Source organism: Bacteroidota bacterium (assembly GCA_034723125.1).
Lineage (GTDB): Bacteria > Bacteroidota > Bacteroidia > CAILMK01 > JAAYUY01 > JAYEOP01.
In genome coordinates this window covers 1-7712 of record JAYEOP010000536.1, presented here as the reverse complement: position 1 = coordinate 7712, position 7712 = coordinate 1, and the positions used below count along the sequence as shown (strand labels likewise).

General features: G+C 30.1%; 10 protein-coding genes. All 10 read right to left on the bottom strand.

Annotated features, from left to right (window positions below):
* A partial coding sequence (locus U9R42_13875; protein MEA3497111.1) for a toxin-antitoxin system YwqK family antitoxin occupies nt 1-769 on the bottom strand: 769 nt, incomplete at its 3' end.
* Between the two features lie 389 nt (nt 770-1158).
* Nucleotides 1159-1320: a hypothetical protein gene (locus U9R42_13870; protein ID MEA3497110.1), complete on the bottom strand. Its 162-nt coding sequence runs from the start codon at nt 1318-1320 to the stop codon at nt 1159-1161.
* Nucleotides 1310-1774 carry a PIN domain-containing protein gene (locus U9R42_13865; protein MEA3497109.1) on the bottom strand — a complete coding sequence of 155 codons (465 nt, stop codon included), beginning with the start codon at nt 1772-1774 and terminating at the stop codon, nt 1310-1312. The genes U9R42_13870 and U9R42_13865 overlap by 11 nt, the downstream gene beginning before the upstream one ends.
* 546 nt (nt 1775-2320) lie before the next feature.
* On the bottom strand, nt 2321-2773 hold the full coding sequence (locus U9R42_13860) for an RES family NAD+ phosphorylase (GenBank protein MEA3497108.1): 453 nt from the start codon (nt 2771-2773) through the stop codon (nt 2321-2323).
* 2 nt (nt 2774-2775) lie between these two features.
* Entirely contained in the window at nt 2776-3240 is a 465-nt protein-coding gene (locus U9R42_13855) for an antitoxin Xre/MbcA/ParS toxin-binding domain-containing protein (protein MEA3497107.1), read from the bottom strand.
* Between the two features lie 309 nt (nt 3241-3549).
* The gene (locus U9R42_13850; GenBank protein MEA3497106.1) at nt 3550-4215 is read right to left on the bottom strand and encodes a hypothetical protein; all 666 of its coding nucleotides are present in this window, start codon (nt 4213-4215) and stop codon (nt 3550-3552) included.
* A gap of 299 nt (nt 4216-4514) precedes the next feature.
* Nucleotides 4515-5450: an Rpn family recombination-promoting nuclease/putative transposase gene (locus U9R42_13845; protein MEA3497105.1), complete on the bottom strand. Its 936-nt coding sequence runs from the start codon at nt 5448-5450 to the stop codon at nt 4515-4517.
* Nucleotides 5451-5958: 508 nt separating this feature from the next.
* Complete coding sequence (locus U9R42_13840; protein MEA3497104.1) at nt 5959-6252, bottom strand: type II toxin-antitoxin system RelE/ParE family toxin; 294 nt, start codon at nt 6250-6252, stop codon at nt 5959-5961.
* Nucleotides 6242-6469: a hypothetical protein gene (locus tag U9R42_13835; protein MEA3497103.1), complete on the bottom strand. Its 228-nt coding sequence runs from the start codon at nt 6467-6469 to the stop codon at nt 6242-6244. Before U9R42_13835 ends, U9R42_13840 begins: the two co-directional genes overlap by 11 nt.
* Before the next feature lie 691 nt (nt 6470-7160).
* Nucleotides 7161-7448, bottom strand: coding sequence for a hypothetical protein (locus U9R42_13830; GenBank protein ID MEA3497102.1), 288 nt, complete (start codon nt 7446-7448; stop codon nt 7161-7163).
* Between the last annotated feature and the right edge of the window lie 264 nt (nt 7449-7712).

Here is a 7712-nt window from a genome sequence, read left to right as displayed (position 1 = left end):
CATTTTTATAACTTAAAGTTTTAGTTAAAACTCCGTTTTCATCATATTCCTTTACTGTACCATTCCCACTAATCAAAGTGCCTTTATCAAGGTTATTTCCTTTGTTATCTCTACAAGTAATAATATACAATAATTTACCTCCTCCAAAATATATAATTCTGTAAACCTTAGCATTTTCATGATATGTTGTCCAATCGCCATTTTTCCACCCATATTCATAATTTCCAACTTGTTGTAATCCTCCATTATCGTGATAAAATTTCCATTTGCCAGCTCTTTCCCCATTTTCATAATTTCCAATTTTTTTTAATTGTCCATTTTCGTAATATTTTTTCCATTCGCCAGTTAATTTCCCATTTTCATAATTTCCAATTTTTTCTAATTGTCCATTATCGTGATAGAATTTCGATTCGCCAGTTCTTACCCCATTTTCATAGTTTCCAATTCCCATTAATTGTCCATTTTCATGATAGATTTTCCATTTGCCAGTTTTTTCCCCATTTTCATAGTTTCCAATTCCCATTAATTGTCCATTTTCATGATAGAATTTCCATTTGCCAATTTTCCCACCATTTTCATAATTTCCAATTAGTTTTAATTGTCCGTTTTCGAAATAGAATTTCCATTCGCCAGTTGATTTCCCATTTTCAAGATTTCCAATTAGTTTTAATTGTCCGTTATCATAGTATAATTTAGATACTTTTTGTGCAAATGAAAATTGCATAAATATTATCGAAAATAATATTGTTGTAATTATTGATTTTCTCATGATTTAGAAATTTTTAATTGTTTATTCTTTTGTCTTCTGTTCTATCATGTTACTATGTCTTTAAAATTAAACCCAACGGCAGTCTGTCTAATAACCCTAACCGATTAAATTTTTGTCAAATATAAGAACATTTCTGCTTTGCTCAAAAATAATTACTTTTTTAGGTTCATTTTTATGGTTCATCACAATAATGGATACTTAGCATGACATAAATTAGAAATATTACTTTAAAATTTAACTTTACTCAAAGTTCATCATTTATTAAAATTACATATAAGCAGTGTGTAACTTTTGGTTTCGCCCGCCTGTTGAGCCTTGGCAGGCAGACTCAACAACGCACATAAAAACCATAGGTGGCCATGCACTATGGGTTTTTATATGCTTAGGTGTTATGCACTGGGTCTAATGCCTTTTTCTAATCTTTTCATTTTGAAATATTCAACAATTTCATTCTTAGTCATTTGAGATAATTTTTCGCTTAATATATCTCTTTGCTCACGCATAAATTGAACAGCATTAAATTTCTTTTTATTTTTTTTATCATTTTTCATAACTTCCTAAATCTCTTGGTGAACGTATTTCTAATATTTTATATCCATTTTTTAGATTAACTGAATTGTATCCAAGTATTCTCTCAATATTAACAATGTGTTTAAAATTCCAACTTATCAATAAGTCTGCCCTACTAATTGTTGCTAATGCAATGTGAAGACAATCTGCATAGCTTGTCATTCCAATTACTTTTCCATCAATGTATGACGTTGCCAAATCAACCGCTTCGTCAGTTTCTTGAAGAAATTCAGTTTGCTCGACTTTTAATCCTTCTACTAATTTTTTAACTTTTTCAGGTGCATTTTCTAATTCGTTTTGTGTAATAGTCGAAAATAATACGATAAATTCATCATTACTAATTCGTTCAAATAAGGGTTTTGTATATTGTTCAAATTCAGTATCAAAATAACCACCAAAAACAGAAGTATCTAGATATAGTCGCAGTTTTTTCATATTACAAATTTACAAAAAAATACTGACATATCATAATGTTGTTTTCATGTTTATTAGGTCTTAACCTTGTGCATAACAACAGTCTGTCTAATAACCCTAACCACCAATTAAATTTTTGTCAAATATAAGAACATTTCTGCTTTGCTCAAAAATAATTTGCTTTTTTAGGTTCATTTTTATTAATTGAAACAAAACATCTTATATACTCTTCCATATTTTTAAACCCCAATATTGTTATTAGCCTTCTTAAATTATATGCTGTGAACATTAATCCTACATCGGCTTCTGCTCTTTTTATATATTTCTTTGTTAGAATATAATTATGGTTCATCACAATAATGGATACTTAGCATGATGTAAATTAGAAATATTACTTTAAAATTTAACTTTACTCAAAGTTCATCATTTATTAAAATTACATATAAGCAGTGTGTAACTTTTGGTTTCGCCCGCCTGTCGAGCCTTGGCAGGCAGGCTCAACAACGCACATAAAAACCATAGGTGGCCATGCACTATGGTTTTTATATGCTTAGGTGTTAGCAAAAGTTATTTCTTTAATCTTGAATCAAAATAAAATTTCTTTTGGTTTAAAACTTTCACAACCTTATAATCTTTATGATTACAATTAAGTATAATGTTATGAGCTGAATGTATTATACTACTAGGAACCTTCAAAGCTATAGTTTTTCCTTCATCAATCCATTTCTGTCCTATTTCTGCAAGTACTGAAGGTGCTGGAAATTGAAGCCAATTTGAGGGTAAATCAATTATTTTAATTTCTGCTATTGAATTATCAGGAATTTCTATAGTCAAAATATCAAGTTCTGGAGAAATCATTGATGGAATATGAACAATATTTTCAAGCAATGCTATTTCTTTACTTTCTCCAGTATATAAAACCGGAGTCCCTCTTTTATTCCATCTTCCTGGATAAAGAGATGCTCCTATTCCACTTATATCAGAAGCCCTTTTGCTTTTGGTTATACGATAGACAATCATAACTAACTATATACACCGTATTCTATTCTTCCTAATAAATCACGAACCTTAGAAATCCCTCCAGGAACTTCCAATAATTCTTTTGGTTCTAAACCTCCTAATGCAGTATTTTGGAAATTCAGCCATTTGAAAAAGTTTTCCTTATCCTCAAATACTTCACTCCCAAAAAGAAATAAATCAGCTAATTCAAAAAGTTGCACTGAATAATTTCTTTCCAGTTTTTTATTTGCCTTAACCCATCTGTAAACGGTAGGTTCTGAAACATTTAACAATTTAGCTGTAAATCCACGAGGAATTGCAAAATGATTTCTAAAATTTAAAATAGTATTAGCATTTAGACCCTTTGAGGCTATTGTAATAAAATCAAATGGGCTCTCAATATTTGACTTTATATACTTTTTACCCAAAATACGTATGAGTTCATCATAATGCTCCGTAGTTGTTCGTGCTTCGTCTTCTCTTATCATTTGATAATATTATTTTTAATTGTACGAAAATAAATCAAATTTGTTGCAGTACCAAATTAATTTTTGCCCAACGGCAGTCTGTCTAATAACCCTAACCACCGATTAAATTTTTGTCAAATATAAAGCTATTTCTGCTTTGCTCAAAATTAATTTGCTTTTAATAGTTTTTAGACAGTCTGACGACCGTGTATAAAAAACGTAGGGCTCTCACAGTACTTTCCTGTCAACCGAGTAAGAAGTTAGTTGAGAGCACTAAACATTCTGAAACCCTTATCAGCCCTATGTTTATTTATACTTTGTTGGTGGCAGTTAGTTCTCTCTAATCAAGTCCACTTTGGTGTCAAAACTTGAAATGGGTATTGGCCAACCAGAATATTGATCAGTTCTAATATAGAGAAGTCCTCGTTTGCCAGAAGAAGTATTTTTAAACCCAAATACTTGACCTTGGCTAAGGGTGGCAGATGACGGACTATATGTATGTCTACCACCTATACAACTACCAGTTGGAAATAATCCATGTGGTGCTAAAACAATGGAGGAAGTATCAGCAAAATAAGCTCCAATTTTACTTTGATCCGCTGTAGCGTCATCAAATTTTGCCTTGGTTAGGTTAGTTGTATAATACCTCGTTTCAACAGCATTACTTAACCAAGGACTATAATAATCATCCCAATACCATTCTTGGGAGCGAGCTACAGGGTCAAAAAAACCAGGTTTTGTATAATCGTAATTAAATATAAAAGTAATATCAATTATATCAGTAATTGTTTTGGCTTGATTTGAATCTACAGGTGAAGTCATGCTTCCATTGGTAGAGAAATACGCATTTGTAGTGTTAAAAGTTAAATCAGCAAATGCCAGTGCTGCTGTTGCGTTATTATTATTATTATTATTGTTGTTAGGTTCTACATCTTCTTTATTACAGGAGAGGAGAGAAATACACAACATTGTTACGAAAATTACATTTGTTTTCATTTTTTATACATTTTAAATTTGTCTACTCTTTAAATAATGGGATTTTCGACTTACTCCCGATTGAAATGTATATTGTGGGTTTTCAGCCCGAACTTAACTTTTTTGTTTAATTGCCACCAACGACTGATATATAGTTGCGTAGCGGACTTTAATGCAAGGTAATTCAAATTACGCAATGAGCCAAATTTGCCACCATAAAAAGAGTAATCAAATCGGCAGATTTGGCGAGGCTGAACAACTGCTATAGTGTTTAATTTTACTACCATACCGCTATGAACTATACATTCTGTTAAGTGCTTTTATTTATTCTGATTTATATACTCTTTCCTTATGTTTTCAACTTCATTTTCTTTCAAATCAGTCAATTCTATAATCGTCTTATTAGAATAGCCTTTACTAATCATTTTTATCGCTATTTCTTTTTTGTCTTTTTTAATTCCTTTTTCAATTCCTTCTTCAATTCCTTCAAAACGTAATTTCTGAGCAGTCGAAACAAATTGTTGTTCTGCTTGTGCCGATATAATTTCCATAATTTCTCTATATTTATCAGAGGTTATTTTTGTTGCATTTAGCATATACACTGAAATACTATCAAAAAAATGTTTTCCCTCTTCTGTTTGTAATAATTCATTTATTTGTTTTGATAACAATCCTATTTTTTCAAGCATTTTTTGCTCGTCAAAAATATTCTTCATTATTAAAAGTCCTACTTGTAATTCAACACTTTCAAAATGTTCTTTCAGTTCACTGTCTGAATATGTTGATGTATCAATTAATTCGTAATCAAACTTTGGTATGAATTTTTGAATTTCGGTATCAAGTTTACCAAAGTATTTTTCAAAACTCTTATTGTCCCATGTTTTCTTTCCGTGATAAAATATTATTGGAATAACTGCTGTTAATTCTTTATTTTGCTTAATCTGTAATTCCCATATTCGTAACATATAACCTAGTAGTTGAAAATGTGGAAATTTTTCAGGCTGGCTTTTATGTTCAAACAATAATGATATTTTTATATTTGTCTTCCCATATTTACAATTATAAACCAAGTCCGAAAAACTTGAATTCAAACGATTATCAAGATATTCTGTATTATCTATTTTCAGAGTGTTTAAATCCAATTTTTCAACAATATTTGGATTTATTGTTTTTGACACAAATTCTTTAACTCCGTTTTTATTAGAAAACAGACTTTTAAAAAATCTATCGTGCGTATTTATTGTTTTATTGTTCACTCTTTCAAACTTTTAATTTAAATACAAATATACAATATTTTCAATTCTGTTTCAAAATTGTATTAAATTTCAATGTTAAAAAGTCTAAAACTGCTGTTGGTTTATTTTCTAATTACACTTAACGTCAGTCTGTCTAATAACCCTAACCACCAATTAAATTTTTGTCAAATATAAGGACATTTCTGCTTTGCTCAAAAATAATTTGCTTTTAATAGTTTGCGTTTTTCGAATTGCTTCTTCCAGTGATGTTGGAAAAATATATGCCTGTCTTCTGTCTTTTCCTTGTATAAATTTCATTTATAAAAATAGAAATTATTCCTTTGGTGGCAAATTATTTTTATCTACAATTTGTGGATAGTTTTTAGACAGTCTGACGTGTGCAAATATGCCCCGTAGCCGTTGGTATTCAGGTTTTTAGTTGATTACTTGTGTGTTAATATTTCTTCTCATTTTCCTTAATGACTGCTAACCGGCTATGGGATATTATTTGCTGTTGTGGGGTCGTGCTTTATTTCAGTCTTTCTGTATTCTTGTAATTTACAAATATGTATGCCAAATAAATCACATGGTCACCTATTTCATAAAAAATGGAGGTTTGTTTGCTTAAAACGGCTTTCCTAAGTCTTGGTTGAAATGTCGATGCCGGAAACATTCGAGGATATTTTTTGATAAGGTCAATTTGCTTTGACAGCTTTTCTTTAAAGTTGTCAACTTCTCTTTGTGTCCATTTAGTTGCTAAATAATCAATTATCTCATCGAGATTCTGAATCGCCTCTTCAGTCCAAAAGATTTTATAGTCCATACTTTCTCTTTACATCTTTGTGTGAAACTATTCTTCCTTCATCAATATCTTTAAGGCCTCTTTGAATTCCTTGAGTTTGTTGTTCTGTTAAATCATTCCACCAATCATGATTCACAAATCTTGATTCTTTAACAACCTTTAAATAATTAAGTGTTTCTAAATCATTGAGCTTTGTTAGCCATTCAATTAGTTCAAGTTTTATTGTCTCCTGTTCCATTTTTTAATTTTTATTCAAAGTTACATTATTTTTATCAAAACAGTCAATTACATTAGATTTTTTTGCATGCCCCACAACGGCAGTCTGTCTAATAACCCTAACCACCGATTAAATTTTTGTCAAATATAAGAACATTTCTGCTTTGCTCAAAAATTATTTGCTTTTTTTAGGTTACGTTTTTCGAATTGCTTCTTTCAGTGATGTTGGAAAAATATATGCCTGTCTTCTGTCTTTTCCTTGTATAAATTTCATTTATAAAAATAGAAATTATTCCTTTGGTGGCAAATTATTTTTATCTACAATTTGTGGATAGTTTTTAGACAGTCTGACGTTAAATATATGAAAAGTAAGCGATCTCGAAGTAGTAATTTTTCTATTTACAATAAAGTTCAAACTAGCTACAAACATTAATACTACGACCGTCACGCTTATTAATTTATACATTGTTAGCGGTATGTTATTCTCTTTCAAGTTCAATTATTGCTTTTTTTATTGGCGTTGTGTCAAAAAGATTTAAACCAATTTCTATTGCTTTTTTTTTTAAATGGCAAGATAAATTTAGGATAACTTTCTTTCTTAAAGGGATTTTTTTCTTTGTTCATATTTTCTTGTCTTAATCCACCAAACTTCAAAAGCAAATTTGTTGCCTTTGCTATCTCATCTGTTTTTTTTCGGACTGATATCTTAGTATTCAATTTTCTTTTTTGTCCGTTCCGTTTAGGAGAATAGCACCTGCGATTGCCATCAGTCCTAAATAAATTGGAGCAGCCGAAGTATAGCCTCCACCTCCACCACCTTCATATGCAAAGTTAATACCTCCAGTCCAATGTGCACCAAGATTTCCTAATTCAACAATTCTACCCAAATCATCGGAAAGTATATTTAAGATAAAAAGTAATACACCAATAATTGGTGGAATTAACAAAATAATTCCAAAAATTCGTTCAAGTTTTACAATTTGTTTTTTCCCTGTTTCCATATTATTTTAATTGAAGGTTTCGTTTTTCATAATTACCGCCAACGGTTAGTATATGGTTTTGTGGCGGATTTTGGAACACAAAACTTTCAACTTATTCCGATATTTATTTATTGTTAAACACTCATATTCAGTACTTTACCCGACATAAACCATATACATTGTTAGCATTTCGTTTTTTATCATTATTAATTTCTGTATTTTTTTGTAAATGGTAGAATTGGTAGCATAAAAGGAGCATTTAAAACAAAGAAAAAAAATTCAAAA

Bases quoted from the DNA above. Each gene is read 5' to 3' on its own strand.
- U9R42_13870 (MEA3497110.1), bottom strand. From the start codon at position 1,320: ATGAAAAATGATAAAAAAAATAAAAAGAAATTTAATGCTGTTCAATTT.
- U9R42_13865 (MEA3497109.1), bottom strand. From the start codon at position 1,774: ATGAAAAAACTGCGACTATATCTAGATACTTCTGTTTTTGGTGGTTAT.
- U9R42_13860 (MEA3497108.1), bottom strand. From the start codon at position 2,773: ATGATTGTCTATCGTATAACCAAAAGCAAAAGGGCTTCTGATATAAGT.
- U9R42_13855 (MEA3497107.1), bottom strand. From the start codon at position 3,240: ATGATAAGAGAAGACGAAGCACGAACAACTACGGAGCATTATGATGAA.
- U9R42_13850 (MEA3497106.1), bottom strand. From the start codon at position 4,215: ATGAAAACAAATGTAATTTTCGTAACAATGTTGTGTATTTCTCTCCTC.
- U9R42_13840 (MEA3497104.1), bottom strand. From the start codon at position 6,252: ATGGACTATAAAATCTTTTGGACTGAAGAGGCGATTCAGAATCTCGAT.
- U9R42_13835 (MEA3497103.1), bottom strand. From the start codon at position 6,469: ATGGAACAGGAGACAATAAAACTTGAACTAATTGAATGGCTAACAAAG.
- U9R42_13830 (MEA3497102.1), bottom strand. From the start codon at position 7,448: ATGGAAACAGGGAAAAAACAAATTGTAAAACTTGAACGAATTTTTGGA.